This is a genomic window from Streptomyces sp. NPDC043896, assembly GCF_056435605.1.
Genome location: NZ_JBWKEE010000003.1, coordinates 39,096 through 65,564, shown reverse-complemented (window position 1 = coordinate 65,564; position 26,469 = coordinate 39,096). Strand labels below are relative to the sequence as shown.

29 protein-coding genes are annotated in these 26,469 nt (G+C 74.5%); 17 read left to right on the top strand and 12 right to left on the bottom strand.

What is annotated here, in order from left to right:
- The first annotated feature begins 110 nt into the window (after nt 1-110).
- A complete protein-coding gene (locus tag AC069X_RS05005; RefSeq protein WP_478725217.1) occupies nt 111-899 on the top strand; it encodes a neocarzinostatin apoprotein domain-containing protein in 789 nt (262 codons plus the stop codon).
- Between the two features lie 72 nt (nt 900-971).
- Here the strand turns inward: AC069X_RS05005 and AC069X_RS05000 are convergent, their stop codons facing one another.
- On the bottom strand, nt 972-2,669 hold the full coding sequence (locus AC069X_RS05000) for a GAF domain-containing SpoIIE family protein phosphatase (RefSeq protein ID WP_478725215.1): 1,698 nt from the start codon (nt 2,667-2,669) through the stop codon (nt 972-974).
- Between the two features lie 132 nt (nt 2,670-2,801).
- Nucleotides 2,802-3,545: an HAD family hydrolase gene (locus AC069X_RS04995; protein WP_478725213.1), complete on the bottom strand. Its 744-nt coding sequence runs from the start codon at nt 3,543-3,545 to the stop codon at nt 2,802-2,804.
- 130 nt (nt 3,546-3,675) lie between these two features.
- Between AC069X_RS04995 and AC069X_RS04990 the strand changes: the two genes are divergently transcribed.
- Nucleotides 3,676-3,876: a CsbD family protein gene (locus tag AC069X_RS04990; protein ID WP_478725211.1), complete on the top strand. Its 201-nt coding sequence runs from the start codon at nt 3,676-3,678 to the stop codon at nt 3,874-3,876.
- A gap of 135 nt (nt 3,877-4,011) precedes the next feature.
- On the opposite strand, the gene AC069X_RS04985 is transcribed toward AC069X_RS04990, so the two are convergent.
- Nucleotides 4,012-5,040, bottom strand: coding sequence for an NAD-dependent epimerase/dehydratase family protein (locus tag AC069X_RS04985; RefSeq protein WP_478725210.1), 1,029 nt, complete (start codon nt 5,038-5,040; stop codon nt 4,012-4,014).
- Complete coding sequence (locus AC069X_RS04980) at nt 5,037-5,639, bottom strand: hypothetical protein (protein WP_478725208.1); 603 nt, start codon at nt 5,637-5,639, stop codon at nt 5,037-5,039. The genes AC069X_RS04985 and AC069X_RS04980 overlap by 4 nt, the downstream gene beginning before the upstream one ends.
- Before the next feature lie 179 nt (nt 5,640-5,818).
- On the opposite strand from AC069X_RS04980, the gene AC069X_RS04975 reads away from it, so the two are divergent.
- From AC069X_RS04975 to AC069X_RS04960, 4 genes are all read left to right on the top strand, one after another.
- Complete coding sequence (locus tag AC069X_RS04975) at nt 5,819-6,466, top strand: HemK2/MTQ2 family protein methyltransferase (RefSeq protein ID WP_478725206.1); 648 nt, start codon at nt 5,819-5,821, stop codon at nt 6,464-6,466.
- Complete coding sequence (locus tag AC069X_RS04970; protein ID WP_478725204.1) at nt 6,450-6,725, top strand: CDGSH iron-sulfur domain-containing protein; 276 nt, start codon at nt 6,450-6,452, stop codon at nt 6,723-6,725. The genes AC069X_RS04975 and AC069X_RS04970 overlap by 17 nt, the downstream gene beginning before the upstream one ends.
- Nucleotides 6,722-7,795, top strand: coding sequence for an iron-containing redox enzyme family protein (locus AC069X_RS04965; RefSeq protein ID WP_478725202.1), 1,074 nt, complete (start codon nt 6,722-6,724; stop codon nt 7,793-7,795). The genes AC069X_RS04970 and AC069X_RS04965 overlap by 4 nt, the downstream gene beginning before the upstream one ends.
- 121 nt (nt 7,796-7,916) lie before the next feature.
- Nucleotides 7,917-8,900 carry a DNA topoisomerase IB gene (locus tag AC069X_RS04960; protein ID WP_478725200.1) on the top strand — a complete coding sequence of 328 codons (984 nt, stop codon included), beginning with the start codon at nt 7,917-7,919 and terminating at the stop codon, nt 8,898-8,900.
- A gap of 7 nt (nt 8,901-8,907) precedes the next feature.
- Here AC069X_RS04960 and AC069X_RS04955 read toward each other — a convergent pair whose 3' ends face one another.
- On the bottom strand, nt 8,908-9,453 hold the full coding sequence (locus tag AC069X_RS04955) for a cysteine hydrolase family protein (protein WP_478725198.1): 546 nt from the start codon (nt 9,451-9,453) through the stop codon (nt 8,908-8,910).
- A gap of 182 nt (nt 9,454-9,635) precedes the next feature.
- Here AC069X_RS04955 and AC069X_RS04950 point away from each other — a divergent pair, with 182 nt between their 5' ends.
- Together AC069X_RS04950 and AC069X_RS04945 are read left to right on the top strand one after the other, a co-directional pair.
- A complete protein-coding gene (locus AC069X_RS04950; protein ID WP_478725196.1) occupies nt 9,636-10,619 on the top strand; it encodes a TIGR03557 family F420-dependent LLM class oxidoreductase in 984 nt (327 codons plus the stop codon).
- 95 nt (nt 10,620-10,714) lie between these two features.
- Nucleotides 10,715-11,038, top strand: a complete 324-nt coding sequence (locus tag AC069X_RS04945; RefSeq protein ID WP_478725194.1) for a plasmid stabilization protein — start codon at nt 10,715-10,717, stop codon at nt 11,036-11,038.
- 78 nt (nt 11,039-11,116) lie between these two features.
- On the opposite strand, the gene AC069X_RS04940 is transcribed toward AC069X_RS04945, so the two are convergent.
- Nucleotides 11,117-12,010, bottom strand: coding sequence for a Rieske (2Fe-2S) protein (locus AC069X_RS04940; RefSeq protein WP_478725192.1), 894 nt, complete (start codon nt 12,008-12,010; stop codon nt 11,117-11,119).
- A gap of 185 nt (nt 12,011-12,195) precedes the next feature.
- Between AC069X_RS04940 and AC069X_RS04935 the strand changes: the two genes are divergently transcribed.
- Nucleotides 12,196-12,354, top strand: coding sequence for a hypothetical protein (locus AC069X_RS04935; RefSeq protein WP_478725190.1), 159 nt, complete (start codon nt 12,196-12,198; stop codon nt 12,352-12,354).
- Between the two features lie 121 nt (nt 12,355-12,475).
- On the opposite strand, the gene AC069X_RS04930 is transcribed toward AC069X_RS04935, so the two are convergent.
- Together AC069X_RS04930 and AC069X_RS04925 are read right to left on the bottom strand one after the other, a co-directional pair.
- On the bottom strand, nt 12,476-12,895 hold the full coding sequence (locus tag AC069X_RS04930) for a hypothetical protein (protein ID WP_478725188.1): 420 nt from the start codon (nt 12,893-12,895) through the stop codon (nt 12,476-12,478).
- A gap of 90 nt (nt 12,896-12,985) precedes the next feature.
- On the bottom strand, nt 12,986-13,117 hold the full coding sequence (locus AC069X_RS04925; protein ID WP_478725186.1) for a hypothetical protein: 132 nt from the start codon (nt 13,115-13,117) through the stop codon (nt 12,986-12,988).
- A gap of 101 nt (nt 13,118-13,218) precedes the next feature.
- Here AC069X_RS04925 and AC069X_RS04920 point away from each other — a divergent pair, with 101 nt between their 5' ends.
- Both AC069X_RS04920 and AC069X_RS04915 read left to right on the top strand, forming a co-directional pair.
- Nucleotides 13,219-13,341: a hypothetical protein gene (locus tag AC069X_RS04920; protein WP_478725184.1), complete on the top strand. Its 123-nt coding sequence runs from the start codon at nt 13,219-13,221 to the stop codon at nt 13,339-13,341.
- A gap of 278 nt (nt 13,342-13,619) precedes the next feature.
- Entirely contained in the window at nt 13,620-14,576 is a 957-nt protein-coding gene (locus tag AC069X_RS04915) for a helix-turn-helix transcriptional regulator (protein WP_478725182.1), read from the top strand.
- Nucleotides 14,577-14,585: 9 nt separating this feature from the next.
- Here the strand turns inward: AC069X_RS04915 and AC069X_RS04910 are convergent, their stop codons facing one another.
- Nucleotides 14,586-14,969 carry a hypothetical protein gene (locus tag AC069X_RS04910; RefSeq protein ID WP_478725180.1) on the bottom strand — a complete coding sequence of 128 codons (384 nt, stop codon included), beginning with the start codon at nt 14,967-14,969 and terminating at the stop codon, nt 14,586-14,588.
- Nucleotides 14,970-15,105: 136 nt separating this feature from the next.
- Here AC069X_RS04910 and AC069X_RS04905 point away from each other — a divergent pair, with 136 nt between their 5' ends.
- Entirely contained in the window at nt 15,106-15,528 is a 423-nt protein-coding gene (locus AC069X_RS04905; RefSeq protein WP_478725178.1) for a VOC family protein, read from the top strand.
- Nucleotides 15,529-15,693: 165 nt separating this feature from the next.
- On the opposite strand, the gene AC069X_RS04900 is transcribed toward AC069X_RS04905, so the two are convergent.
- The 3 genes from AC069X_RS04900 to AC069X_RS04890 form a co-directional block, all read right to left on the bottom strand.
- A complete protein-coding gene (locus AC069X_RS04900) occupies nt 15,694-16,155 on the bottom strand; it encodes an ATP-binding protein (protein WP_478725176.1) in 462 nt (153 codons plus the stop codon).
- Between the two features lie 168 nt (nt 16,156-16,323).
- Nucleotides 16,324-17,355: an anti-sigma factor RsbA family regulatory protein gene (locus AC069X_RS04895; protein WP_478725174.1), complete on the bottom strand. Its 1,032-nt coding sequence runs from the start codon at nt 17,353-17,355 to the stop codon at nt 16,324-16,326.
- An 8-nt stretch (nt 17,356-17,363) separates the two neighbouring features.
- Nucleotides 17,364-18,287: a SigB/SigF/SigG family RNA polymerase sigma factor gene (locus AC069X_RS04890; RefSeq protein ID WP_478725172.1), complete on the bottom strand. Its 924-nt coding sequence runs from the start codon at nt 18,285-18,287 to the stop codon at nt 17,364-17,366.
- Between the two features lie 187 nt (nt 18,288-18,474).
- Here AC069X_RS04890 and AC069X_RS04885 point away from each other — a divergent pair, with 187 nt between their 5' ends.
- The 5 genes from AC069X_RS04885 (at nt 18,475) to AC069X_RS04865 (ending at nt 26,450) form a co-directional block, all read left to right on the top strand.
- A complete protein-coding gene (locus AC069X_RS04885) occupies nt 18,475-18,819 on the top strand; it encodes an STAS domain-containing protein (protein WP_478725170.1) in 345 nt (114 codons plus the stop codon).
- 66 nt (nt 18,820-18,885) lie between these two features.
- On the top strand, nt 18,886-22,710 hold the full coding sequence (locus AC069X_RS04880) for a HAMP domain-containing protein (protein WP_478725169.1): 3,825 nt from the start codon (nt 18,886-18,888) through the stop codon (nt 22,708-22,710).
- The gene (locus AC069X_RS04875) at nt 22,707-25,112 is read left to right on the top strand and encodes a SpoIIE family protein phosphatase (protein WP_478725167.1); all 2,406 of its coding nucleotides are present in this window, start codon (nt 22,707-22,709) and stop codon (nt 25,110-25,112) included. Before AC069X_RS04880 ends, AC069X_RS04875 begins: the two co-directional genes overlap by 4 nt.
- A gap of 112 nt (nt 25,113-25,224) precedes the next feature.
- A complete protein-coding gene (locus tag AC069X_RS04870) occupies nt 25,225-25,581 on the top strand; it encodes an AsnC family transcriptional regulator (RefSeq protein ID WP_478725165.1) in 357 nt (118 codons plus the stop codon).
- Between the two features lie 62 nt (nt 25,582-25,643).
- Nucleotides 25,644-26,450 (top strand): STAS domain-containing protein, encoded by an 807-nt coding sequence (locus AC069X_RS04865; RefSeq protein WP_478725163.1) that lies wholly within the window; start codon nt 25,644-25,646, stop codon nt 26,448-26,450.
- Nucleotides 26,451-26,469: the final 19 nt, after the last annotated feature.

Here is a 26,469-nt window from a genome sequence, read left to right as displayed (position 1 = left end):
CGCGTCCTTGCGGGCGAGGCCGCGCGGCAGAAGGATCCCCTTCGACCCGACAGGCGGGGCAGAAGGGGGCAGCGATGGGGTTGTGGGGGGCTCTCGGAAGAGCCGGGCTCGTGGTGGCCCTGGCCGGGGCCGGGCTGGCCACGGGCGGTGCGGCGGAAGCGGTGCCCGCGGCACCGCAGCTGCTGGTGAAGCGGACCGGCGGCCTGCTCGACGGGGACATCGTCGGGTTCTCGGTCAAGGGTGGTCCGCCCAAGGCGTACGTATGGGTCGAGCTCTGCGCCCCGGTCACGGTGGCGGGGGCCTGTGACGAGGCCACCGGGCGGCAGTTCCGCGTCCTGCCGGACGGCACCCTGCCGCTGTCGCCGAAAAAGCTGTACGCGCAGCTCGCGACCGGCGCGGGCACCTTCGACTGCCGTACCGCCACCGTCGAGCACCCGTGCCGGCTGGCCCTGACGGACAACACCAGGGCCGTCCTCACCACCGTCCCGCTGCGCTTCCGGCCGTACGGTGAGCTGGAGCCGGCTCCCACCGTCCGGGTGGATCCGTCCGGGGGCCTGGTGGACGGCCAGTCCGTGCAGGTCACCGGACGCGGCTACGAACCGCAGTACCACTCGGTGGTCCTGGAGTGCGTCACGGGCTCCACGGAGGCCACGGGCTGCCGCTCGCGCGGCCGCCCCCCGGCCACCACCGATCAGGGGCGGCTGGAGGAGACCGTCGGCCTCTCGGCGACCTTCACCTCCATCGACGGGCGCGCGGTCGACTGCCGGGTCGCGCCGGGCTGCGAGATCGTCGTCTTCGGGACCCGGGTCCGCGGCCCGCGCTCGGTGTCCCACCCCCTCCAGTTCGCCCCGGCGGAGCCTGCGGAGGCCAGGGCGGAGGCGCACCCGGCCGCCCGCTGACGGCGCCCGGCACCGGCACGGCCCCCGCGCACGGCGCCGGCGGGGCCGGGCCGGGCCGGTTCGGGGCGGGGGTCAGGGCGAGGCCGTGCGGAGGGCGAGGAGGACCGTGTCGTCATCGGGGTGGGGTGGGGCGACGGTCGCGGTGAGGCGGTCCAGGACGCGGTCCAGCGGGGTGTGGGGTGCCGACGCTTCGAGTTCCAGGGCGGCCCGGTCGATGGCGCGCCCGATGTCGTTGCCGCGGTGTTCGACGAGCCCGTCGGTGTAGAGCAGCAGGGTGCTGCCCGGCGGCAGGAGCAGGGTGTGGCTGCGGCGACGGGTCGGGGGGAGGGCCGGGTGGATCAGGAGGCCGTGGGAGGTGAGGGCGCGGGTGGGGCGGCCCGGGCGGGCCAGGAGCGGCGGCGGATGCCCGGCGTTGGTCCAGGTGAGCCGCCAGTGCCCGTCGGGACGGGGGACGAGGTGGGCGTGGACGAGGGTGCCGCCGGCCCCGAGGCCGTGGGTGCGGCAGGCGGAGTCCAGGGCCTGCACGGCGAGGTGCGGGCCGCCGCCCGGCTGGTCGTGGTCGGCCTGGCGGAGCATGCTGCGCAGCTGCCCCATCAGGGCGGCGGCGGAGATGTCGTGTCCGGTGACGTCTCCGACGGTCACCGCCCAGCCAGGGCCGCCCGCCGCGCCGGGGCGTGACAGCGGGTACATGTCGTACCAGTCGCCGCCGACCATGTCCTCGTGCGCGGCCGGACGGTACAGCACCGCGCTCTCCAGCCCCGGCGCCCCGGGCAGCGCGGTGAGCATGGCCTCCTGGAGCAGGCGCGCCACCGAGACGCGTTCGTCCAGGTAGCGCGCGCGTTCGACGGCGCGTGCGGTGTAGCCGGCCAGCGCCGCCAGCACGGCCCGTTCGGCCAGGTCGATCCGGTACGGGATGTCCCACCCCAGGACGAGGGCGCCCAGCGTGCCGCGTACGCCCATCAGCGGGACGGCGACCACGGTGCGCAGGCCCATGGAGCCGAAGGCGGCCGCGGCCTCCGGCTCGTAGCCGGCGGCGGCGGCCTCCCGCACGTCGAAGAGAACGGTCCTGGCCTCGCGGACCGCACGGGCGCCGGGCCAGTCGATTCCCCGGTCGAGCGGCTCGCCGGCCTGCTCGGCGGCCTCCGGCGCACCGGCGTCCGGGCCGGTGCCCCCGGACACGCGGTGCAGCCGCCCGCCGTCGCCGAGCAGGAGGAGGCCCACGTAGGAGGGTTTGAGGTCGCCGCTGACCAGCTCGCCCACCTGCTCCCGGACCTCCGCGAGCCCGCGCGTGTCGCCGAGATCCTCGGCCGCCCGCAGCAGCAGTTCGGCGCGGGACAGCAGCGTCTCCATGCGGTCCGCCTCGACCTCGGCCAGGCCGGCCGCCGCCTCGGCCTCGCGCTGTCCGCGCTGCGCGGTCCGGGTACGGGCCCGCAGGCGTGCCTGCGCGCCGCAGGCGGCGGCGAGGTCGCGGAGGTCGCGCAGATCGTCCTCGCCGAAGCGGCGGGAGCCCGCGTCGGCGACGGCGAGCACGCCGAGCAGTTCCCCGCCGGGGCCGATCAGGGGGACCCCGGCGAAGGAGGCCGGCGGGTCGCCCGGCGACCGCCAGGTCCACGGGCGGCCGTGTTCGGCGGTGCGCCGGCAGAAGGCGACCGCGTCCTCGTCCGCAGCGCCCGGCGGCCATGCCTCCGCCTCCCCCAGGCCCCCGGCCATCCACACGAGCGCGCGGGGCGTGCCCAGCAGGCGGGTGGCCAGACGTGCGAATCGGTCCACGATCCCTTCCTTGCGGTCCGCGAGGGCCTCGCCGTGCAGGGACGGGGTCGCTCCTTTCAAGCAGGGGTTGCCCGGAAGTTTCCTTTACATCTATTTGTATATCTTCTGGCCGCCGGCCGTGCGTGGACGCCCTCAGGCGGGAACGCCTGCGAACGGTCCGGCGCGCAGGGTGTGGAGGAGGTCCCCGGGGTCCTGCCGGACGACGGCAGCTCCCGCGGCCCGTAGGTCCGCCTCCGGTATGCCGCCGCAGAGCAGGGCCACGCAGCGGTCGACTCCGGCCCGGCGGCCGGCCCGCATGTCCCAGACGCTGTCCCCGACGAACACCGCCCGGCCGGGTTCCGCCCCGGCCAGCTCCAGCCCCCGCTGCACGGGCTCCGGATGCGGCTTGCCGTGCTCCACGTCGTCCGCGCTGGTGGTCGCGTGGATGACGTCGTCGGCGTCGATCGCCCTCCGCAGCGCCGACAGCTCGTCCCCGGAGGCAGAGGTGACCAGGACGACGCGCCAGCCGTCGGCGGCGAGCGCCTGCAGCAGCTCCCCGGCGCCGGGCATCGCCGCGATCCGCGTGAAGTAGGTGCCGTAGAGGGTGTCGTGGGCCGTGCTGATGGCCTCCCGTTCCTCGTCGTCGTCGTGGCCCTTGCCGAGCAGGTGTTCCAGGAGGTCCGGGCCGGGCAGGCCGAGAGCGTGGTGCACGGCGTGCATGGGGACGCGGTGCCCGGCCTGCCGCAGCGCCTCCCACCACGAGGTCACGTGCAGGTGGTTCGTGTCGGTGAGCGTTCCGTCGACGTCGAAGAGCGCCGCGCGCACACCGGAGTCCGCGCCCGGTCCGGGGACCGTCCCGGGCGCACCGGCCGTTTCCGTGCTTGCGATACGGGGCATACCGGGCGACTACCCGGGGGAGCGCCCGCAAACTTCGTTCCCCCGGTCCGGTGTAGGCGGGGGCTCCCGGGGCAGGCGGGGCGGCAGAGGACTGCGTGACGAAGATGGTCCGGAGAAGGGAGCCAGGGACATGGCTGAGAAGGCCAAGGGCAAGATGGAACAGCTCAAGGGCAAGGGCAAGGAGACCATCGGCAAGGCGACCGGCAACGACCGGCTGAAGGCCGAAGGCAAGATGGACGAGGCCAAGGGCAAGGCGAAGGAAACGATGGGCGAGGCCCAGGAGACCGTCCGGGGCATCGACGACTCCCTGCGCGGCAAGAAGAAGAAGTAGCCGCTCCTGATGATGCACGGATCCCGACAGCGGATCCCGAGACAGCGGAAGGGCGCGGACCCCGAGCGGGCCCGCGCCCTTCCGCGGTGCTGCGAGCCGGCCCGCTCGCAGCCTTCCGCAGCCTTCCGCGTGGTGCTACCGGTCGGCGCCCAGGGACGCCCCCGACCCCACGAGCGGCGGGGTGTCGAGCCCGGCGCCCCGGCGGAGCCCTTCCAGGAAGGCGCCGACCGCCTCGGTGGCCGTACGCGCGGGAACCCAGCCGAGTTCCTCCCGGGCCCGGCCCGCGTCGAGCAGCGGAAGCCGCAGGACCGCGTCCAGCAGCCCGGGCGCCGCCGGGGCCAGGTGCAACCGCCAGGCGGCGGCCAGGGCGGCGCGGGCCGCCGCGGCGGGCAGCGGCACCGTCCTGGCGTCCAGCAGCCGCGCGACGGCCGCCGTGTCCAGCACCGGATCGGCCACCAGGTTGAACGGCCCGCGCACGGGCCGCACCACGGCCGCCCGGTACGCCTCGGCCGCGTCGTCGGTGTGCAGTGCCTGGAAGCGGAGCCCCGTGACGGCGGGCAGCGCGGGAACCAGGCCGGGCCGGACGAGCCGCCAGGGGAGCAGCGGGCCGGCGAAGATCCGCCGCTGCTCGGACGCCGACGCCTCCTTGAACAGGAAGCCCGGCCGCATCCGTACCACCCGCATGTCCGGGTGCGTCAGCTGGAAGCCGTCCAGGTACCGCTCCAGGTACGCCTTCTCCCGCGTGTAGGCGGCACCGGGCCAGCCATGGGTCGGCCAGGACTCGTCGACGGGCCGCCCGTCGGCGGGGGCCGGCGAGTACGCGCCGACCGAGGAGGCGTACACCAGGGCGTGGACCCCGGCCCGGGCACAGGCCTCGAAGACCCGGATACCGCCCAGTACGTTGGTCCGCCAGGTCTCCACCGGATCGTGGGTGGGCTGGAACTTCCAGGCGAGGTGCACCACGGCGTCCGCGCCCGCGAACAGCCCGGCCAGGTCGGCCCCGCCGGGATCGACGTCCGCCGCCGCCCAGCGCACGCCGCGGACGTCCAGGCCCGGCAGGCGGCGGGCGATGCCGAGCACGTCCGTGACCGCCGGGTCCGCCGACAGGGCGCGGACCACGCTCGTGCCCGCGTTGCCCGTGGCGCCGGTCACGACGACCCTCATGACGCCCACCCGGCCGAGTGGAACGGATGGTGCAGCCGTGGGCGACGGCCGGCCGGCCGGTGCGGGGCGGGCCGGGAGCCGCCCGCCAGGGCCCGCTCCACCGCGGCCAGCCGCATGCCTTCCAGCTCCCGGATCTGCCGTCCGGCCCGATCCGCCAGGCGGCCGAGAACGCCCGGGGGGATCCGGTCGTCGGTACGGGCCAGACCCTGGAGGGAGCGCCACAGCGCCAGCTTGCCCTCCACGCCCAGACGCAGCGCCTCCAGTTCGAGGACGTCGCTGAGCGGCGAGCGGGAGACCAGACTGCCGTTGAGCTTGACCCTGCCGATCTTCTCGGCGATCCGGACGGGCAGCGTCCGAGTCCGCATGACAGGTACGCCGAGGGCCGTCATGATCTCCGTGAGGCTGTCGCGGTCCTCCGCGATCTCGTCCGCCAGCTCCCGCAGACGGGCTCCGGCGGGATGGTCGCGGTGCGCCCGCGCCGTGCGGCGCGCCAGGGCGACGCCGCCGGCCGAGCCCGCGTAATGGTCGTTGAGGTAGATGCGGAGCAGGCGTTCCGGGTCGGGGGAGGAGGACCGGGAACGGCCGGGATCGGAGTGCATGTCACCAGCTCCCGTCGAAGGGTGCGCACGATACGGCGGTGGCGGCGGGTCGGAACCGCCGCACCACGGCCGTCGTTCCCCCCGCGCCTTCCCCGGCCCGGAGCGGGAAAACGGGCGCGCGGCGCGACCCCCGGACCGCGCCGGGCATACCCGGCGCCTCACCGGGCACGCGCCGTCACATGAGCACCCTCGCCCTGCTGCCCGGCGTCTACCGTCCGGCAGCCGACACCCGGCTCCTCGCCGACGCCCTCGCCGCGGAGGCCATCGCGCCCGGCTGCGCCGTCCTGGAGGTCGGCACCGGCTCCGGCGTCCTGGCCCTGCTGGCGGCGCGCCGGGGCGCGGTCGTCACCGCCGTGGACGTCTCCCGGCAGGCGGTGCGCACCGCCCGGATGAACGCCCGGCGCAGCGGCCTCCCGCTGAGCGTCGAGCACGCCGACGTCGCCGGCTGCGCCCGGGGACGGCGCTTCGACCTGGTGATCAGCAACCCGCCCTACGTACCCGCGCCGGGCAGCGGTGGCACGGGCGAGGCCCTGGCCTGGGACGCGGGCCCCGACGGCCGCGCCGTCGTGGACCAGCTGTGCCGGCACGCCGCCGGATGGCTGGGGCCCGGCGGCGTCCTGCTGCTGGTGCACTCCGCGCTGTGCGGCGCCGCCACGACGGTGGCCCTGCTGCGCCGGCAGGGCCTGGCCGCCCGCGTCGTGCGGCGCGCCGACATCCCCTGGGGCCCGGTCCTGTCGGCCAGGAGGTCCTGGCTGTTCCGGCAGGGCCTGGCCCCCGAGTCCGCGACGCGGGAGAAGCTGGTGGTGATCCGTGCAGAGCACCCCTGACCCGGCAAGGCCCGAAGCGCCCGCAGGCCCCGCGGGACCCCATGGGCCCGCAGCGCCCGCAGGCCCCGCGCGGCCGCCCGTCCGGCGCGTCCTGATCGACCCACAGGGCCCGGTCCTCGTGGAAGGGCCCGTCGAGGTCGTCGCCCCCGACGGCACGACCACGCGCAGCGACCGCTTCATGGTGGCCCTGTGCACCTGCCGCCGCAGCCGCACCTACCCCTGGTGCGACACCAGCCACCGGCGCAGGGAGCGCCCGTGAGTACCGCCCCCGCGTCCCGTCCCGCCCCGTGGCACGCCGAGCCCCGCGGCCCCCTGAGCGCGGCCGTCGGCCAAGCCCTCCTCACCGGCCGCACCGCTGCCGTGGACGGCGGACCGGCGCCGCGATCCGTGGCGGAGGCCGACCCCTGGGGAGACGACCTCCACCTGGCCCTCTACCTCCTGTACGAGCTCCACTACCGGGGCCTGCCGGGCGTACCCGACGCCCTGGAGTGGGACCCGGACCTGCTGCGCTTCCGCGCCCGCCTCGAACAGCGCTTCGTCACGGAGCTCGAACGGGCCGTGCCCGGACCCCGCACCGTCGAGGAGGCCTTCGCACCGCTGCTCCGCGAGCCCGTAGGCCCGCCCGGCGGCGTCAGCGGTCACCTCGCCGAGCGGGCCGACCTGGACCTCGTACGCGAGTACGCCGTCCTGCGCTCCCTCTACCAGCTCAAGGAGGCCGACCCCCACGCCTGGGCCCTCCCGCGCCTGACCGGCCGGCCCAAGGCCGCCCTCGCCGCGATCGAGTACGACGAGTTCGGCGCCGGCCACGCCGACGCCGTCCACGCCCGGCTGTTCGCCGACCTCATGGCCGAGCTCGGGCTGGACCCGGCCTACGGCCGCTACCTGGGACACGCCCCGGCCGAGGCCCTCGCCACCGTCAACCTCATGTCCCTCTTCGGGCTCCACCGGGCCTGGCGCGGCGCCCTCGCCGGGCACTTCGCCTGCGTCGAGACCACCTCGCCGCCCGGCGCCCGGCGCATGGTCAAGGCGCTCACCGCCTGCGGGGCCGGACCCGCCGCCATCCGGTTCTACGCCGAGCACGTGACCGCGGACGCCGTCCACGAACAGGTCGCCCGCCGCGAGGTCATCGGCGGACTGCTCGAACAGGAGCCCCGGCTGGAGGCTCAGGTGGCCTTCGGCTGTGACGCTCTGCTGCTGGTGGAGGAACGCCTCTCCGCACACGTACTGGGCGCCTGGCGGGACGGACGCAGCGCACTGCGCCGCCGCCTCGACCGCCCGGGCACCGCGGACCCCGGGCCGGCACCGGAGCACCCGTCGTGCGCCCGCTGACCCGGAGGCGCCACGGGCACGTACGCGGCCGCCGGGGCGCCGCCCCGCCCGCCCGTACCGGGCCCGTCCCGTGACGGCGCGGCTGCGGACCAGCGACCCACACCGGCCGGGCTGGCGGCGCGTGCCCCACGGCCGGGGGTTCCGCTACCTCGACACCCACGGCCGGCCGGTCACCGCCGGACAGCGCGCACGGATCACCGCGCTCGTCATCCCGCCCGCCTGGCAGGACGTGTGGATCTGCCCCTGGCCCAACGGCCACATCCAGGCCACGGGCACCGACGCCGCCGGCCGCCGCCAGTACCTGTACCACCAGCGCTTCCGCGAGCAGCGGGAAGCGGCGAAGCACGACCACGTCCGGCGGGTGGCGGCGGGCCTCCCCAGGCTGCGGCGCGCCATCGCCGAGGACCTCGCCACGCGCGGACTGAGCCGCGACCGGGTCCTGGCCTGCGCGGCCCGGCTGCTGGACCTGGGGTTCTTCCGCATCGGCGGCGAGAGCTATGCCCGGGACCACGACAGCCACGGGCTGACCACCCTGCTGCGCGAGCACGCGCGGTGCCGGCGTGGCGAGGTCTGCCTGAGCTTCCCCGCCAAATCGGGACGCCACCAGCACCGGGCCCTCGCCGACGACGCCGCGTTCACCGCCGTACGGGCACTCCTGCGCCGCCCGGGCCCCGGCGAGCGGCTCTTCGCGTACTGGGCGGACCGGGCCTGGCACGAGGTACGGGCCGAGGACCTCAACGCCTACCTGCGCGAGCGCTCCGGACAGGACATCACCGCCAAGGACTTCCGCACCTGGCACGCCACCGTCCTCGCCGCCGTCGCACTCGCCGTGTCCGAGCCCGCGGCCGACGGCACGGCCACCGCCCGCTCCCGCGCCGTCACCCGTGCCGTCCGCGAGGTCGCCGACTACCTGGGCAACACCCCCGCCGTCTGCCGCGCCTCCTACATCGACCCGCAGGTCATCGAACACTTCGAGAACGGACGGACCATCGCCCGCGCCCTCGGGCGGCTCGGCGAGGACGCCCGCTTCGGCCACCCGGCCACCCAGGGGGCGATCGAGCGTGCGGTGCTGAGGCTCGTACGCGAGCCGCCGCACGGCCCCTGACCGGGGATCAGCCCGCGGGGGGCAGGGCCTCGGCGGCGGACACGACGCGGGCCCCCATGTTGGTCTCCATCATCTCCAGGGCGGCCGCGGCCAGATGGGGGTGGATGTGCGCGACCGCGTCCCGGGCCACCGTCACCGAGAGGTGCCGGATGTGCGCGTCGAGCGCGGAGTACAGCACGCACTGCTCCGTGACCTGCCCGCACAGCACCAGGTGGGTGACCTCCAGCCGGTTCACGAGGTAGGCGAGCGGTGTCTCGTAGAAGACCGAGTGGCGGGCCTTGACGACGAAGTACGAGTCGCCGTCCGGACGGAGCGGCTCCACCAGGTCGGCGTGGGCGCCCGCGAGCGCCACGTCCAGGATCTCCCCGTGGTGCGAACGCCACCTGCCGAAGTTGTCGTTCGCGTAGATGACCGGGACGCCCCGCTCCCGGGCCCGCTCCAGCAGTCGCACCATGGCCGGCAGCGCCCGCTCGACGGACCGGACGAGCGGCTCGGCATCCTCGTGTTCGTAGGTGTTGAGCATGTCGATGATGACCAGGGCACTCTTCGTCATGGCCGTCAAACTCCCAGATCCGCGGCTGCGGGAGGGCCACGGCGGCGCACGACACACGCGCAGGCCCCCGCTCGGCCCGGAGCGGGTCCCGCGGCCCGGGCGGCAGGGGCGTGAGCTCCCGGACACGGGGCAGACGCCGGGAACCGGGGCCCGACAGCGAGACGAGAAGAGGAGCACCCGCCATGACGTCCTACGGTTACTTCCTGGCCTGTGAGGAGTTCACACCGGCCCAGCTCCTCGACCAGGCCCGTCAGGCCGAGGCGGCCGGATTCACCTCGCTGGCCGTCTCCGACCACTTCCACCCGTGGAACGACGCCCAGGGCCAGAGCCCCTTCGTGTGGTCGGTCATCGGAGCCCTTTCACAGACCGTCTCCCTGCCCGTCACCACCCTGGTGACCTGCCCGACCGTACGCATCCACCCGTGTGTCACGGCCCAGGCCGCGGCCACCTGCGGCGTCCTGACCGAAGGCCGTTTCCGCCTCGGGGTCGGCACCGGCGAAGCCCTCAACGAGCACGTCCACGGCGACGCCTGGCCGCCCTTCGACGAACGCGCGGACATGCTGCGGGAAGCCGTCCACGTCATGCGCGAACTGTTCACGGGAGAGCAGGTCACCCACCGCGGCAGGCACTACACCGTCGAGAACGCCCGCCTCTACACCTGCCCCCGGACCCCGCCGCCGGTGTACGTGTCCGGATTCGGCCCGAAGGCCGCCGCGCTGGCGGCGGAGATCGGCGACGGCTACGTCCTGATGGGCCCCGACCGTGAGCTGGTCGACGCCTTCCACCGGGCAGGCGGGACCGGCAAACCCGTCATCGGCGGACTGAAGGTGTGCTGGCACGAGGACCGCGACACGGCCGTCGACACCGTCCACCGCCTGTGGCCGAGCGAACAGCTCCCCGGCGAGCTCGCTCAGCTCCTCCCCACCCCCGCCCACTTCGAACAGGCCGCCGAGCTCGTCACCCGGGACCAGGTGGCCGGTTCCACCCCCTGCGGGGACGACCCTGCCGAACACGTCGAAGCCGTCGGACGCTACGCGGACGCGGGGTTCGACGAGGTGTACATCGGCCAGATCGGCCCCGGCCAGACCGCGTTCTTCGACGCCTACCGCACGACGGTCCTCCCCGCCCTGGCACGGCGCGGCGGCGAAACCGCCGAGGCGGCGTGAGGCCCGGCGGCGCGGAGAAGCACGCTCGAACACGCTCGTGGGGACACCGGCGAGAGAGCACGAGAGAAGAGAACCCGACAGGAACGGAGAACGTCATGCCCCGTGGATCCTCCCCGAAGCGGGAACGGCAGTACGAGCACATCAAGGACTCCGCCCAGCAGCGGGGCGAGTCGGAGAAGAGGGCGGAGGAGATCGCCGCACGCACCGTGAACAAGGAACGGGCACGCTCCGGCGAGTCGAAGACGGCGAGCCGGTCCTCCACCCAGGACACGTCCTCGTCCAAGCGCGGCGGACAGCGCTCGCACAGCGGCTCCGAGGGACCGACGAAGGAGCAGCTCTACAACGAAGCGAAGAAGCGCAACATCAAGGGCCGCTCCGACATGGACAAGGCCGAGCTGAAGCGGGCCCTGGGACGCTGACCGGGCCCATGAGCAACCTGGGACCGCCCGGGCGGTCCCAGGCAGACCCCCTCATCGTGGTGGAGCAGCGGCCGCGGCCTACCGGCGCAGGCGGGCCTCCACCTGGCCGTCGACGGTCCGGGTGTCGAACGCGGGCTGGGGAGCGGTCGCGGGGCCCTCGACGTTCCACCCGTCCGAGAGCCGGAACACGCTGCCGTGCCAGGGGCACCGGACGCAGCCGTCCGAGATCTCCCCCTCCGAGAGGGGCCCGGCCATGTGGGAGCACCGGTCCGCCACCGCGCGGACGGTTCCACCGCTCTCGCGCACGACGAGTACGTCCACCCCGTCGACGCGCGCACGTCCCGCGCCGTCCACGGGGAAGCCGGCCACCGGACCGAGCCGGTGCCAGCCGTCGGACACCAGGTGCGGAACCTGCTCGGCGTGGTTCGCGCCGGCCGCCTGGCGGAACGCCAGGTGACCACCGAGGGCACCCGCGGCCCCCACCACGGCGAGCCCGGCCCACCCCAGCACCTTGCCGTGCAGGGTCCGGCCGCGGCGGCGCGCCACGAACGAGCTCGCGTACAGCGCCACGCCGGCCGTGTTGCCGAGGGCGTGTACGAGTCCCGTACGGGCCTGTTCGGGCGGCAGCTCCGCCCAGTCCGCCCAGCCGGCCACCGCGGCTGGGGCCGCCGCGGCCAGCCCGGCGCCGATCAGCAGCGGTGCCCCCGTGCGCCGGCCCGGGACCAGGTCCAGCACGCCGGCCGACAGCCAGGTGCCGATCGGGACCTGGACGAGCAGAGGGTGCGCGGGGTGGCCCAGCGGGCGACCGTGCAGCAGGTCGCGTGCCGCACCCAGGGGTACGGCCCGGACGGTCCGGCGCACCGCCGCGATCAGGGCGTCGGCCCGAGAGGAGCGCTCGAGGCGCTCCACGGCCGCGAGCAGCGGCCCGGGGCCGGCCCCGGCGACGGCAGAGGTTGTACGGTGCGTGTCCATGGGCCGCGCCTACCCGTCCCCGCCGGGCCCATGTGCGCGCGGCGCACCGCTGCCTCCGGGGCCAGGCCCGCCACGGGTACGCCGCTCGTGGCGCCACCGGGCGGGGTCGTGGTGGAGCTCCGGCACTGGTGATCCGGCTCCGTCCGCGATACTGGGCCTGCTGTGGTTCTGCCGAGGGAGGTGCCGTGACGGCGCAGAGGTGCTGTGTGTCGGCGGTGTTCTTCGACGACGAGGCGTTCGAGGCGGAGTGCACGCTCCCGGCCGGGCATCCGGGCACGGTGCACCAGGACCCGGTCATCGGCGGTTGGGACGAGGACGAGGTCTACACCGGCCGCTCCACCTGACCGCCGCCCGGGCCCCGGCCGGAAGCCTGTTGCGGGTCGGCGACGGACGGTGTTGGCTCTCTTTGGATCATGCCCGGCGACCGCGCCGGGCATACTGACCAGGGGGGACCCACATGCGTACTCACCGAGTTCGCGGCATCGCGGCCGCTGTCGCCGTGTCAGGAACGGCCCTCGGCCTCGCCCTTGCCACCGGCATGGCCCAGGCCGACTCGACAACTCCCGCGCCGGCTCCGATACCGAGCCCCACGTGCACGCCGACCCCGACCCCGGCGCCCACGCGGGTCCCGACGCCGACGCTGGCTCCGACGTCGACTCCGGCGCCCACGAAGGCTCCGACGTCGAGCCCGGTGCCGACGGTGGCTCCGACGTCGAGCCCGGTGCCGACGGTGGCCCCGACGCCGACTCCGGCGCCCACGAAGGCTCCGACGTCGAGCCCGGTGCCGACGGTGGCTCCGACGCCGACCCTGGTGCCGACGGTGGCTCCGACGTCGACTCCGGCGCCCACGAAGGCCCCGACGTCGAGCCCGGCGCCGACGTCCACGCCGCTCCCGACCTACGTGCCGGTCCCGACGGCGACCGCCGTGCCGACCGCGACACCCGTCCCGAAGTCCACCCCCACCCCGGTTCCCGCCTACGTGCCGGTTCCGACGGCGAGCCCCGCCTGCACGACCGGGCCGACGCCCACGCCCCTCCCCACGTACACGCCCGCCCCCACCCGCGTACCGGTCCCGACGTCCAGCCCCTCGGTGGGTCCGGCTCCCACCAAGCCGACGGTCGAGTAGCCAGGACGCCCGGGACTCGGCGGATCGCAACCGGATCCGCCGCAGCCGTGTCACATCTCCCCGGGCGGGCAAGCGCGTTCGTATGACATCCTCTGCGAACGCGGTGCTCGCCCGGGCCGCCGAATCCCTCCCCGTCTGGCTGCACCTCCTGGTGCTGGCCTTCGCCTTCGTCGTCCTGGTGGCCACCCTGGCCAGGCACAGGTAGACCTCCCGTGCTGTTCCTGGGGCTGCTGGTGCCGCCCCTGCTGATGTGCGCGGTCCTCGCGCTCGGCCGGTACGAGGAGCACCTGCTGGGACCGGCGGGCACGCCCGGCGGGCCCCCGTCGCGGGCGGTCCGGGGGAGGCACCGGCGGCGGGCCCGCCCCGCCGTCACGGGCCGGGCCGTCCGACCCCCGCCAACGCGCCCCGCGCGTCAGCCTCCCGACGTACCCTGAGCCCGCGCAGCTCCTCGTGCCGCGCCGCCGCGAGGAGGACTCCAGCGCCATGCAACGACAGCCGCACACCTTCCGGACCTCCGACGTGGACGAGGCGCGGGACTGGCTGAGGTCGGCGTACGGGACCAGCCTGCGCATGAAGACGCCCGCCCCGTCGAGCACCTTCCGGTACACCCGCCACAGCGCCGGCCCCGTGTCGCTGAGCACCATCGCGCTGCGGACCGACTACCGCTACGCCACCGGGCCCCTGGGCGCAGTGGCCGTCACGCACGTGGTCGGCGGCCGCATGGCCCGGGAGTGCTCCGACGACGAGGCCGAGGCCGGGCCGGGCGACGTCCTGGCGATCTCGCAGCCCCATCTGCCCTATGCGGGACGGGTGTACTCGGCCGAGCTGCGTGCGGTGACGGTACCGGTGGCGCTCGTGGAGGAGCTCGCGGGCCGCCCGGCCGACCGCGCAGGCCGCCCGCTGCGCTTCACCCGCTTCACGCCCGTCTCCGAGGCCATGGCCGCCCAGTGGAAGAGGACGGTCGCGTACGTGGAGGAGACCGTCCTCGCGCTGCCGGCCGGCGGCGAGCCGCTGGTCCTCGACGCCGCCGCGAGGATGCTCGCCGCGACCGTCCTGGCCGCGTTCCCCACCAACGCCCGCCCCGACCCCGTCCTGGCCGACGGCCGGGACGCGACGCCGGAGACCGTCCGCCGGGCCGTCGCCTTCATGGAGGCGCAGCCGGCCGCCGGAATTGGCCTGGCCGAGACGGCCGCGGCCGCCGGGGTCACGCCCCGGGCCCTCCAGTACGCCTTCCGGCGCCACCTCGGCACCACCCCGACGGCGTACCTGCGCCGCGTCCGCCTCGCGCTGGCCCACACCGACCTCGTCGCGGCGGACCCCGCCCGGGACACGGTCACGGCCGTCGCGCACCGCTGGGGCTTCCACCACCAGGGGCGGTTCGCCGCCGCCTACCGCGCCGCCTACGGGCGCATGCCCAGCCGTACGCTCGCCGGGTCCTGAACGGCCGGCTCAGGACGGCGCCCGCGGCGGCGGTTCCGGCGGCCGGACGGTGAGCAGGTGCTCGCCGTGGTCGGTGACGTCAAGGCCGGCCTCGCGCAGGATCACGGCGAGCGCCGTCCGGAGCGCCTTGTGCAGGCCCGCCAGCGATGTGAACCGTGACAGGTCGCCCTCGTGGCCGTGGACCTGGACGGTCGGCCGCAGCACCTCACGGGCGGCCCACCCGACCACGACCCCCTCCGGCGCCGTCCACACGCGCAGTCCGTCCCCCTCGCGCGGGGACGTGTCGAATCCCGCCAGCGCCAGAACGCGCCGGACGCGCTCGCAGTCGTCGGCGTCCCCTTCGTCGGGGGGTTCGGCGGGCTCGGGAGCCGGTGAGGGCGGTGTGCGTGGCATGTGCCCACTCCAGCGGCCCGGACGTCCGGACGAAAGCCGCTGCGCGAACGGATCCGCCCCGGCCGTCCGGAAAGCGAAACGCCCCTCCCCGCGTGACGCCACGTGTGCGGGCGGCCGCGCAGGGCACACGCGGGCCATGACCGTACCCAAGACAAGCGTCCTCGTACTGGACTGCGCCGAACCCGAACCGCTGGCCCGCTTCTACGCCTCCCTGCTGGGCGGCGAGGTGGGCCCGGCCGCGGGCGACGCCGGCCTCCTCCTCGTCTCCGGCGCCACCGGCACCGTCCTCGGGGTCCGCCACGACCCCGATCGGGTACCGCCGAGCTGGCCGCTGCCCGAAGGCTCCCAACAGCCCCACCTGCAGATCCTCGTGACCCCGGAGGAACTCGACGAAGCCGAGCGCGAGGCCGTGGCCCTCGGAGCACGCCCGGTCGCGGCGGAGGCGGACGGCGCCGGCACCGGCAGCAGGACCACGCAGCGCCGCTACGCCGACCCGGCGGGCCACGCGTTCGTCCTGACGGCCCTCGACGCGGCCGCGGGTGAACCATCGGGCCGATGACGGCAGGTGGCCGCACTCCGTTCCGGGGGGACGGAAAACGGAGTGCGGCCACCGTGCCCGGCGCGCTGCCACACCGCTCAAAGGGGAAACGCACCGGCACTGCGCGTGTGTCCCCGATCCGCGCCTTCAAACCCCCGGACCACCGGACGGTCCCGCGGCGCGGGCTCAGCCCGCCGTAGGCCTGCCGGAGACCAGCCGGGCGCCCTCGATCTCCGCCCACACCACCTTGCCCCGCTCGTGGACCTCGGAGCCCCAGCGGTCGCAGAGCCGGTCGATGATGTGCAGCCCGTGGCCGCCCGGGACCCCCGGCCGGGTGGCCGGACGGCGGTTCGGGAGCGCCGTGGAGCCGTCGAACACCTCGATGCGCAGGGCCTCGCCACGGGTGAGGACCAGCTGGAGGCAGCCGTCCGCGTGCAGACCGGCGTTGGTGACAAGTTCGGAGACGACGAGCAGGGTGTCCTCCGAGGTCTCGGTACCGTCCCACTCCCAGTCCCGCAGCGCCTGCCGCGCGAAGTCGCGGCCCTTCGCGACCTGGCCCCGGGCACCGGCCAGGGCCAGGAGCCGGCGCTGGCCCGCCGTCGGCCCGGGCCGCGGTGGACGGCCGGTCTGAGGTCCGCTGCTCTTCACTGTGGTCTCACCCCCGCCGTTGGCACGGCTGTCTTCTCCCGGCGACCGCTCGGGTCCCGGCTGGTTCCGTCGGAGTCCGGACGGTGGCCCCCGGCCCGGGCCGGGGACACCCGGCGGGCCGCCTCCCCGGTGACGTCGAGTGCCGGGACAGTTTACGGGGCCGGGTCCTCAGACGTCGGCCATGTGCAGTCTCAGGGTGAGGCCGGAGCGCGTGGCGCGGATCTCGACGAGGTCGCACAGCTGGTGGATCATCCACAGGCCGCGCCCGCCGTCGGTGGAGGCGAGCGGGGGACGGCGGCGGCCCGCCAGCGGGTCGGCCAGCCTGCCGCCGTCGCGGATCTCGGCCACCACGCCCCGCTCCTCCGGGCTGTTCCACAGCCGCAGGGTGCCGCGGCCGCCGCCGTGGGCGACGGAGTTGGCCGTGGCCTCGCCGACGGCGAGCAGCAGGTCGTCCCGCCGGGCCGTGGCGAGGCGGCTCCCCGTGGCCCAGGTCCGGGTGAACTCCCTTACCCGGGCCAGGTCTCCGCCCGCGTAGCCGAGGCCGGCCGCTCCGGTGGGGGGCTCGGGCAGCGGGGTGTCGCAGTCGCCGCTGACCACCGGGGCGTCGGCGTAGGCCGGGCTCGGCCGTTCGCGGCCGTCCTCGATGAGGGCGGGGTGCGTACGGCGGGCGTCGGCGAGTACGCCGGGGGAGAGGGCGCTGACCTCGTACGGGCACAGGACGGTGGCGTCGCGGCCCGCGAACGCGGTGTTGACGAGGGCTTCGTGGCGGGTGGCCTCCCGCACCTCGGCCGGCGTACGGCCCGGCCAGATCGGCTCGGCGACGATGCGGGCGGGCCGGCCCTCGTGCCGGTCGGCGAAGTCCCGCAGCGCGGCGAGGATCCGGCCGGGGTTGCGGCCCAGCCGCGTCATGTCCGCGAACTCGACGCCCGCCCCGCCCCCGAGGCCCTCCCGCAGCACTTCCAGCCGGGACCCGGGTACCGCGACCAGCACGGGCTCGTCCGCGGCGAGCGCGGCACGCACGAAGCCGCCCACGCCGTGGAGGTAGGCGTCGGGGCCCCGGTAGAAGAGCGCGGGATGGACGCACGCCCCGGGAGCGCCGGCCGCCGGAGCGGTGATCAGCGCCCGCCGGGTGTCCGGGTCCCCGCTGCCGCCGGGGCGCGCGCCCGCGCGGTCCCGCAGCGGTACGGCTGACAGTGCCACCAGGACTCCTACGGGGTGAGCATGCCCGCACGCAGCCGGCCCAGCGTGCGGGACAGCAGGCGGGAGACCTGCATCTGCGAGATGTTGAGTTCGGCGCCGATCTCGGCCTGCGTCTTCTCCTGCCCGAACCGCATGCTGAGGATCAGCCGTTCCCGCGGCTCCAGCTTCCGCAGCAGCGGAGCGAGGGTGTGGAAGTCCTCGAAGAGCTCCATCGCGGGATCGTTCCCGCCGAGCTTCTCGGCCAGCGCGCGGGCGGGGCGGCCCGTCCCCTGGGCCTCCTCGGCGTCGGCGGCGGTGTCGAGCGAGCCGCTGGTGTAGCCGTTCGCGGCGACCAGGCCGTCGATCACCTCCTCCTCGGACAGGTTGAGGTGGTGGGCGACCTCCTTGACGGTGGGGGCCCGGTTCAGGGTCTCCGTCAGGGTCTCCTGGGCCTTGGCGAGTTCGGACCGCAGCTCCTGGAGGCGGCGCGGGACGTGCACGGCCCAGGTGGTGTCGCGGAAGTGCCGCTTGATCTCGCCGGTGATGTAGGGCAGCGCGAGCGTGGAGAACTCGACCTCGCGGTCCGGGTCGTAGCGGTCGATGGCCTTGATCAGCCCTATGGTGCCGACCTGGACGATGTCGTCCATGTCGAGCCCGCCGCCGGTGGCCCGGGCCCGGAACCGGCGTGCGGCGTAGTGCACGAGCGACAGGTTCATCTCGATCAGCGTGTTGCGGGCGTACTGGTACTCCCGGGTGCCCTCCTCCAGGCAGCGCAGCCTCGCGAAGAACAGCCTCGACAGCTCGCGGGCGTCCGTGGGAGCGATCTCCCGGGCCTGCTCCACGCGGGGCAGCGGTGATTCCGAGGGCGGCCGCCCTCCCGCGGCCGGGGCGGTGGCCGGCACCCGGTGGTCCGTGGCGAGATCAGGGTTCACGACTGCTGCCGAACGAGGCATGGTGGCGGGTCCCTCCCTGTTGTCGATGGCTGCCGCCGCGCTCCTGCCCCGATACCGGCGCCTTACGCACACCGGAACGTGACGTCTGCCACGCGGCACTGCGCCGCCGATGGGACGTCGTCGCCGGGTGACCCAGCATGCATACTCCATTCCGGAACCCGTACAGGTGAGATCCGGGGAGGCGGACATGACCGGAGCAGGGGACGCACAGGGCGACGGCGTGGTCGGGGACAGCTATCCGGCGGGGCCCGGCTGGGTCGTCGCGGCGCGCGGAGAGCTGGACCAGGACACCCTGGCGTCGCTGGAGGAGGCCCTGACAGCGGCCGCGGACCGCCACCGGGTGGTGGTCCTGGACGCGAGTTCGGTCACGTTCGGGGACTCCTCGTTCCTCAACCTGCTGCTGAGGCTGCACCGTCTGACGGTGCTTCGGATCGCCGCTCCGGGCGAACAGTTGCGCCGCCTGTTCGCCCTGACCGGCGCGGACACGGTCCTGTCGCTGCACCCGAGCGTCGAGGACGCCCTCGGCCGGTGACGGCCGGGTGTCCCGCGTGACGGGGTTAGCCTTCACCGGTCAGGTACGGCGGAAGTGAGGTTGGCGATGGCTGAGCGGACTGGCGCGGTTGCACCGGGCGGAGCGCCAGTGGTGCCCGGCGAGGGCGGCATCACCGAGTCGGAGCTGCGCCTGCTGCTGGAGGGGCTGACGGCCGTACGGGACGGGGATTTCCGTACGCGGCTGCCCGGCGCGGCGGAAGGGCTCCTCGGGGAGATCGCCACCGTGTTCAACGGGATGGTCAACCAGCTGTCCCTGTTCACCTCCGAGGTGACGCGGGTGGCCCGCGAGGTCGGCACGGAGGGGACGCTCGGCGGCCAGGCCGACGTCCCGGGGGTCGGCGGAGCCTGGCTGGACCTCACGGATTCGGTCAATTTCATGGCCGGAAACCTCACCGACCAGGTACGCAACATCGCCCAGGTCGCCACCGCCGTCGCCCAGGGCGACCTCTCCCAGAAGATCACCGTCACCGCGCGCGGCGAGATCCTGGAGCTGAAGACGACCATCAACACGATGGTCGACCAGCTGTCCGCCTTCGCCGACGAGGTGACCCGTGTGGCCCGCGAGGTCGGAACCGAGGGCAACCTCGGCGGACAGGCCACGGTCCGCGGGGTCTCCGGGACCTGGAAGGACCTCACCGACAACGTCAACGTGATGGCCTCCAACCTGACGGGCCAGGTGCGCTCCATCGCCCAGGTCGCCACCGCCGTCGCCCGCGGCGACATGTCGCAGAAGATCACGGTGGAGGCGAAGGGCGAGGTCGCCGCACTCGCCGACGTCATCAACACGATGGTCGACACGCTGTCCGCGTTCGCCGACGAGGTGACCCGCGTGGCCCGCGAGGTCGGCACGGAGGGCCGCCTCGGCGGCCAGGCCCGCGTACCCAACGTGGCGGGCACCTGGAAGGACCTCACCGAGAACGTCAACTCCATGGCGAACAACCTGACCAACCAGGTCCGCAACATCGCCCTCGTGACGACCGCCGTGGCCAACGGCGACCTGTCCAAGAAGATCGACGTCGACGCGCGCGGCGAGATCCTGGAGCTGAAGACCACCATCAACACGATGGTCGACCAGCTGTCCGCGTTCGCCGCCGAGGTGACCCGCGTGGCGCGGGAGGTCGGCAGCGAGGGCCGGCTCGGCGGTCAGGCCGAGGTCGAGGGGGTGTCCGGCACCTGGAAGCGGCTCACCGAGAACGTCAACGAGCTCGCCGGCAACCTCACCCGGCAGGTCCGGGCCATCGCCGCCGTCACCAGCGCCGTCGCCGAAGGCGACCTGACCCGCTCCATCACCGTGGAGGCACCGGGCGAGGTCGGGGACCTCAAGGACAACATCAACTCCATGGTCGGCTCACTGCGGGAGACCACCCGCGCCAACCAGGAGCAGGACTGGCTCAAGTCCAACCTCGCGCTGATCTCCGGCCTGATGCAGGGCCACCGCGACCTCGCGGTCGTCGCCGAACTCGTCATGGACGAGCTCACCCCGCTGGTCGCGGCCCAGTACGGCGCCTTCTACCTGGCCGAGGACACCCCGCAGGGCACCATGCTGACGCTCGTCGGCTCCTACGGCCGCTCCGCCGCCGACGGCGTCGCCGTCCGGTTCGGCCTCGGCGACTCCCTCGTCGGACAGGCGGCCCGCAGCCACCGCATCATCGCCACCGACCAGGTCCCCGCCGACTACGTCATCTCCTCCGGCCTCGGCCACACCACGCCGGGCAGCCTGATCATCCTGCCGATCGTCGTCGACGACCAGGTCCTCGGCGTCATCGAACTCGCCTCGTTCTCGCCCTTCACCGCGGTCCACCGGGACTTCCTCGGCCAGCTGATGGAGACCATCGGCGTCAACGTCAACACCATCGTCGCCAACGCGCGCACCGACGAACTCCTCGGCGAGTCCCAGCGCCTGACCGCCGAACTCCAGGCGCGTTCCGCCGAACTCCAGGACCAGCAGGAGGAACTCCAGCGCTCCAACGCGGAACTGGAGGAGAAGGCCGCCCTGCTGGCCAGCCAGAACCGCGACATCGAGGCCAAGAACCTGGAGATCGAGCACGCCCGGCAGGAACTGGAGGACCGTGCCCAGCAGTTGTCACTGGCCTCCAAGTACAAGTCGGAGTTCCTGGCGAACATGAGCCACGAGCTGCGCACCCCGCTCAACAGCCTGCTGATCCTGGCGCAGCTCCTGGCGCAGAACCCGACCCGCAACCTCACCGCGAAGCAGGTGGAGTACGCGGGCATCATCCACTCGGCCGGCTCCGACCTGCTCCAGCTGATCAACGACATCCTCGATCTCTCCAAGGTCGAGGCGGGCAAGATGGACATCCACCCCGAGCGGGTCCACCTGCCTCAGCTGCTGGACTACGTCGAGGCCACCTTCCGGCCGATGACCACGCAGAAGAGCCTCGACTTCACCGTCACCACCGCCCCCGACGCCCCCACCGACCTGCTCACCGACGACGCCCGGCTGCGCCAGATCCTGCGCAACCTGCTCTCCAACGCGGTCAAGTTCACCGAGCGCGGCGGCGTCGAACTGCGCATCGAGCGGGCCACCGACGCCGAGGCCGCCGCCGGGCCGCTCCGCCGCGGGCCCATGATGGCCTTCCGGGTCCGCGACACCGGCATCGGCATCCCCGAACAGCAGCTGGAATCCGTCTTCGGCGCCTTCCAGCAGGCCGACGGCACCACCAGCCGCAAGTACGGCGGCACCGGACTCGGCCTCTCCATCACCCGCGAGATCGCCCAGCTGCTCGGCGGTGCCGTCGCCGCGGAGAGCACCCCGGGCCAGGGCAGCACCTTCACCCTCTACCTCCCGGTCAGCCACACCGAGTTCGAGGACGGACCCGGCTCCCTTCCCGCAATCCCGGTGCCGCCCACCGCGGACACCCCGCACGCACTGCCCGCGCCGCGGCACGAGGACGACGGGGAGAGCGGCGACGACGAGGGCGACGACGAGGGCCACGGCGGGGGCGGCGGCGCGCAGCGCCTGGCCCGCCGCCTGCTCGTCATCGAGGAACGCCAGGGCGGCCTGCTCTCGCTCGTCGCCGAGAGCGCCGAGCGCGACCTCGTACCGCACCCCGCCCCGAACGGCGGGCCGAGCGGCATCCAGGTGGTCGGCGCCACCAGCTCGCGCGAGGCCGCGTCCGTGCTGGCGTCCGAGCCGTTCCACTGCGTCGTCCTCGAACTGGACATGCCCGGCGGCGAAGCACTGGGCTTCCTCGACGCGCTCGACGGGGACCCGGCACTCGGCTCGCTGCCGGTCCTCGCGCACAACAACCCGCGCCTGAGGAGCGGCCAGGAGCAGGCCCTGCGCGAACGCGCGGCCTCCCACCGGGTCGAACTGCTCAGCAGCCTCGACGAACTCCGCGAGCGCATCGTCCTGCACCTGTCCGCCGACCGGCCCGGCGAGGTGCCGCCCCTCGCGGACGGGGCGGCGGAGCACGAGCAGACGCCCCCGCTGCCCGACGGGGAGCTGGCGGGACGCACCGTCCTCGTCGTCGACGACGACGCCCGCAACCTGTTCGCCCTCAGCGGCATCCTCGAACTCCACGGCATGCACGTGCTCCACGCCGAGGACGGCCGCAAAGGCATCGAGACGCTCACCCGCAACCCCGGCATCGACCTGATCCTGATGGACGTGATGATGCCCGAACTGGACGGCTACGCCGCCACCGCCGAGATCCGCGGCATGCCGGCCCACGCCGGACTGCCCATCATCGCCGTCACGGCCAAGGCGATGCCCGGAGACCGGGAGAAGAGCCTGGCCGCCGGGGCCAGCGACTACGTCACCAAGCCCGTGGACGCCGACGACCTCATCGGCCGCGTCCGCCACTGGCTCACCGGGCCCGGCCGCCGCCACGAGGGAGCGGCCGCACGGTGACCCACGCGCACACCTCCCCGGTCCACGGGGCACGAACGGGCGAAGAGCCGCAGGGCTCCCTCCCCAGGCAGGCGCCGACCCCGCTGGGACGGCTCGTCGCCACGGTCGAGCGGCTGCGCCGAGAGGTACGGGAAGCCCACGCGGCCGCCGACGGCCGGGCCCTGGTCGAACTGGCCAAGGGCATCCTGATGGGGCGGCTGAACTGCACCCCGGCCGCCGCGGCCCACCAGCTCGACGAGCTGTGCCGCGAGGCCGGGCTGTCCCCCCTCGAACTCGCCGCCGACATCGTCAACCAGGCGGCCCGCGACCACGTCAGCGAGGTCGCGGCCGAGTTCGTCGAGCGCACCTCGGCCGCCCCGCCCGCCGGCCGGGCCCCCACCTTGTCGGTACGCCTGCGCACCGCCGAGAGCGGCGCCCTCGCCGCCGCCGCCGACACCCAGGCCGTGGCGGAATCCCTGCTGGCCAACGCCCTCACCCCGCTGGGAGCGGTCGCCGTCGCCGTGTGGGCCGCGGCCCCCGACGGCTCACTGGCCCTCGCGGGCCACGCCGGATTCCCCTCCGAGGAAGCCTCCCGCTGGCGCCACGTCCCCCCGGGCGTCGCGACCGTCCCCCGGCTCGCCCTGAGCGAACGCGCCGCCGTCACCATCGCCGACCTCGGGCGCGAGGGCCTTCCCTCCATCGGGCACCTCCAATGGCCCGGAGGCGGCCGGATGGCCGTACCCGCCGGGACCGGCGGACGCGTCCACGGCGTCCTGGAAGTCTGCTGGCCGCAGCCCCTTCCGCCACAGCCCCCGCAGATCCAGCGCCAGGTGGAGGCACTGGCCGAGCTGTGCGCGCACACCCTGGACACGGCGCCGGTGCCCGACGCGGCAGCGGCCGAGGGACTGCTGCCCGACGTCTCGGAGCTCATCGACCTCGCCGAGGGGCTGCACGACCCCACCGTCGTCCTCACCCCCGTCCTCGACGCCGACGGCCGGCTGGCCGACTTCCGCATCCGCCACGCCAACAGCCGGTTCGTCGATCCCGTCGGCCGCCCGCGCGCCGACGTCAACGGAGCACGGCTGCTGGAGGCCTACCCGATGGCCGCCGGCGAGAGCGGCCTCTTCGACACCATCGAACGGGTGCACGCCACCGGCGAGCCCTTCCGGGCCGAGCGCGTCAGCCTGACCGCGCTGGTCGACCAGATCCCGCTGACCTCGGTCGCCGACATCAGCGTCAGCCGGCACGGCGCCGCCGTCCTGCTCGTCTGGCGGATCGAGGACGAGACCGCCCGGCTGGCCAACCTGCTCCAGCACGCCCAGCGCCTCGGCCGCATCGGCGGCTTCGAGGAGAACCTCGCCACCGGCGAGATCACCTGGAACTCCGAGCTCTACGCCCTCCACGGACTGCCGGCCACCGCGGCCCCCGTGCCCCTGCGGGACCTGCCCGAACACGCCCACCCGGACGACTCCGCCGCCCTCGGCCGCTTCCTGCGCGCGGTCCTGCGCTACCGGCGTCCGGCCTCCGTCAACCTGCGCCTGCGACGGTCCGACGGCATCCTGCGCCACATCCGGGTCGTCGCCGAGCCCGTACTCGACTCGGCCCAGCGGCTGCACACCCTGCGCGGCGCCTACCAGGACATCTCCGCCCAGCACTGGACGGAGGTTGCCCTCGCCGCCACCCGGGACCAGCTCGCCCTCTCCGAAGCCGAATCGGCCGAACGCAACCGGCTCGCCCTCCAGCTCCAGCACGCCATCATGCCCCCGCACCACCACATCGAGGCGCCGGGGCTGCGCGTCGCCGTCCGCTACCGGCCGGCGGAGACGGAGTCCCTGGTCGGCGGCGACTGGTACGACACGCTGGTCCTGCCCTCCGGCCTCATCATGCTCTCCGTGGGCGACGTCGCCGGACACGGCATCGAAGCCGCCACCGGCATGGTCGTCCTGCGCAACGCCCTGCGCGGCCTCGCCGTCACCGGAGCCGGCCCCGCCCAGCTCATGTCCTGGCTGAACACGGTCACCCACCACCTCACCAAGCAGGTCACCGCCACCGCCGTCTGCGGCCTCTACGACCCCCGCACCCGCGTCATGCGCTGGGCGCGCGCCGGACACCTGCCGCCCGTGCTCGTCAGGAAGGACGGGGCCCAGGCCCTCCCCCTCATCGAGGGCCTGCTCCTCGGCGCGCTGCCCGACGTCACGTACGCGGAGGGAGAGGTCCGGCTCGAACCGCGTGACACCCTGCTCATGTTCACCGACGGCCTGGTCGAGCGCCGGGACGCCTCCGTCCAGGACTCCCTGGCCCATCTGCTGGTCACGGCCGCCACCGGCGCGGGAGACCTCGACGGCCGGCTCGACGCGCTGCTCGCCGAGAGCTGGTCCGACACCGACGACGACACCTGCGTGATCGGCGTACAGGTCGACTGAGCCCGGCGGCCCGGCGGCCCGCCGGCCCGGGCCGCCGGGCGATGCCGGATCCGTACGGGAAGCCGGATTCCCCTCTGGCCATACCAGAATCGCAAACCATATAATTCCGGACATGGAGTCGGTGGAGTCCAGGTCCAGCTGGACGTTCGTCACCAACCACGCCCGGATCCTCGTCATGATCATCCGTGACCCGGAGATCCGGGTGCGGGACATGGCGGCGGGCTGCCGGCTCACGGAACGCGCGGCCCAGGCCATCGTCACCGACCTGGAGAGCGCGGGGTACCTGACACGGGTGCGCCACGGCCGCCGCAACCACTACGAGGTGACCCCCGGCACCGCCTTCCGCCACCCGGCCGAGGGGCACCACCAGATCGGGGACTTCCTGCGCCTGCTGGTCGACCTCGATCCACGGGCCGTCGCCCGCCCGGACCGGGAAGGTGACCACCGTGAGCCGGGTCAGGGCCGCTGATCCCGCCGGGGCCGGTCCGCCGCCGCGCCCCTCCCGCGTCGAGGCTGTGAAGGGAGCACGCCATGAGCTCTGATCCGGCCGGCCGGCCCGCCGCGCCCGCGCTCCACGTCAAGGCCACCATGCACCCCTCCGTCGTCAGCGTGCTCATCGAACCCGGCCCGCGGCGGGTGCTGGCACGGGTGCGGGGCGAGATCGACATGGACGACGCGGCCGGGCTGCGCGAGGACCTCGGCAGGGCCCTGACCGCCGGCGTCACCGGCCTCGACGTCGACCTGTCCGCCGTCGCCTTCTGCGACAGCTCAGGCCTGAACGTCCTGCTGGACCTGGACCGAGCGGCCCGCCGGGCCGGGAAGACCCTCGTGCTGACCGCCCCCGCACCCCAGATGGCCTGCCTCCTGCGCATCACCCAGGCCGACCGTCTCCTCACCGTCCGGGACTGGCCGGACGACCCCCTCGCGCGCGTGCCCACGCCGGCCGAAGGCGTCCCCCCGGCCGAGGGGGAGGGGGACACGGGTGTGCCGGGGGCGGACGACGTCGGCGCAGGCACCGAAGTGCGGGTCCGCGACGGGATGACCGTGGTCAGACCGTACGGCGAGATGGACATCACCCGCGCCGGGCAGTTCCGCGAGGCGCTGATGGCGGCCCTGGCCACCCCCGCGCGCCCGCACCGGGTCGTGGTCGACCTCCGCGACCTGGCCTTCTGCGATTCCTCCGGGCTCAACGTCCTCCTGAAGGCCCGGGCGGCGGCCGCCGACGGCGGTCCGGACCTGTACCTGGCCGGCCCGACCGGTCAGTTCACTCGGCTGCTGCGGATCACCGGGTCGGCGGAGCTGTTCACGATCGTCGCCTCTCCCGAATCCGCGGCCTGAGCGGGGAAAGGACGGGGAC